The sequence below is a fragment of the Nocardia elegans NBRC 108235 genome, assembly GCF_001612845.1.
Classification (GTDB): Bacteria; Actinomycetota; Actinomycetes; order Mycobacteriales; family Mycobacteriaceae; genus Nocardia; species Nocardia nova.
The window spans coordinates 1-1,997 of the sequence record NZ_BDBF01000106.1 but is presented as its reverse complement, the minus strand read 5'-3'; the positions used below and the strand labels follow the sequence as shown (position 1 = coordinate 1,997).

Sequence of the window (1,997 nt, the reverse complement as noted above, 5' to 3'; positions counted from 1 at the left end):
GGGCGGCTCGGGCAGCAAGACCGTGGGAGGCACTGTGGGCCAATGGATTCAGCAGGCGCTGCAGGTGTTGAAAGGTATGGGAGTCGACATCAGCGGTATCGATCCCGAGGCGATCGCGATCATCATCCACTTCGAAAGCAACGGCGATCCCACCGCCACCAACAACTCCGACAGCAACGCCGCCAACGGCACGCCGTCCAAGGGCCTGATGCAGACGATTCAGCCGACATTCGACAGTTATGCGGCGCCGGGCCACACGAACATTTACGACCCGGTGGACAATATCGTCGCCGGCGTCCGCTACGCGATCAGCCGCTATGGATCCGTCGGCAACGTGCCGGGCGTCAAAGCGGTCCGCAACGGCCAGGCCTATGTGGGGTACTGATGGCTCCGACTCAGCCCCGTACACCCGAACCTCCGAGATCGAAATCCGGTGACCACCGGGCGGGTGCGGACAATCCCGCCGACGACTGGACGCTGACCCGGCCCGGCGTGGCGACGACCGCACCGGCCGATCGACGCGAACGACGAAACCAGCGTCCGAGCGCGGTCCCGGCGCCCGGGCCTGCCGTGGCGTCGGCGGCGAAACCGGCTGCGGCGATGAACGATTCGGCCGCAGCGACCATCGCGCAAGCACGCTCCGCACCCGCCGCCGCCGCACCCGCCGTCCATTCGGATATCCTTGCCGCCCACAGTTCCTCGACGCCCATGGCCATCGCGGCCCTCACCAGCCTGACCACCATGGCGGCGGGCTTCGGTTCCGGTGCGCCGACCGCCGAGACCGGGCAACCCTATGCGCCACCGATGGTCGGCAACGGCGCGCCGACCGGCCCGATCGCCTGGGACGGCGGCCTCGGCTCCGGTTACACAGCTAGCAATACCGCTCGCTCGGAACGCGGCGGCGCGATCGGCGATCTCAATGCAGAACTGTCGCGGGTTCTCGGCGACACCGTCGACACCAGCGCGCGTGGCCGGGCCACCATGGCGGCGATCATCGCCGAGGTGGACGCCGCGCTCACCGCGCTCGGGCCGGTGAGCAATACCGCCGCCGGCCGGCGTCAGGTGATGGTCACACTCGGCGACGCACTGGCCCGGGCAGGAAATACCGTGGACCAGAGCCGGATGGCGGCAGTCCTGGACTCCCAGCGGATCAAGGCGCTGGCCGCGAAGTACGTCCAGGACTCACATCCGGCCAGGGCGGTCTACCGCACGGGCGGATCGGGAACGTCCGGACCTCCCTCCACGATGCCCGCCGGCGAGACGGGCCTGTGGATCGATCAGGCCCTGCACATTCTCGCTCAGAACGGCTACGACGTCAGCCGAATCGACCCCGGAGCTATCGCGACCATCATCGCCCACGAGTCCTCCGGGAATCCGCATGCCATCAATCTCTGGGACAGCAATGCCGTGGCCGGACATCCCTCGAAAGGCCTGATGCAGACGATCGATTCGACGTTCAACGCCTATGCGCTGCCCGGACATCGCGATATCTGGAATCCGGTCGACAACATCATCGCGGGTGTGCGTTATTCCATCGACCGCTATGGTTCGGTGAGCAATGTGCCCGGCGTCGCCAATTTGCATGGCGGCGGCTCGTACGTCGGTTACTGAGAGCCGGTCAGGACCAGCGGCTGGCGTGAAAGCTCTTGGGCAGCGGTTGCACCCGCACCACGGCGCCGGAATGCGGCGCCTCGACAACCTGGCCGTTACCGATGTACATCATGACGTGTCCCGGACTGCCGTTGTTGAATTCGGAATCGGGGAAGATCAGGTCGCCGGGTCTGATCTGGCTCGGAGCCACCTTCGGTAGCTGCTGGTACTGCAGGTCCGCCGTCCGAGGGATGTTGACTCCGGCCGACTTCGCCGCGTACTGCGTCAGACCGGAGCAGTCGAACTGGTTGGGCCCCTCCGCTCCCCAGACGTACGGCGAACCCAATTTGTTGAGCGCGGTCTGGATCGCCTGCTGCGCTTTGGCCGAGGTCCCGGAGGCCGTCTTC

The 1,997-nt window shown here is 66.6% G+C and carries 3 protein-coding genes; 2 read left to right on the top strand and 1 reads right to left on the bottom strand.

Annotated elements, in window-relative coordinates:
• Window positions 1–385: transglycosylase SLT domain-containing protein (locus NE2_RS34385; protein WP_157111003.1), on the top strand; the 385-nt coding region annotated here is incomplete at its 5' end.
• On the top strand, window positions 385–1,611 hold the full coding sequence (locus tag NE2_RS34375; protein WP_084494532.1) for a transglycosylase SLT domain-containing protein: 1,227 nt from the start codon (window positions 385–387) through the stop codon (window positions 1,609–1,611). The genes NE2_RS34385 and NE2_RS34375, both read left to right, overlap by 1 nt.
• A 7-nt stretch (window positions 1,612–1,618) precedes the next feature.
• On the opposite strand, the gene NE2_RS34370 is transcribed toward NE2_RS34375, so the two are convergent.
• A partial coding sequence (locus NE2_RS34370) for a C40 family peptidase (RefSeq protein ID WP_146165406.1) occupies window positions 1,619–1,997 on the bottom strand: 379 nt, incomplete at its 5' end.

Bases quoted from the DNA above. Each gene is read 5' to 3' on its own strand.
- NE2_RS34375 (WP_084494532.1), top strand. From the start codon at position 385: ATGGCTCCGACTCAGCCCCGTACACCCGAACCTCCGAGATCGAAATCC.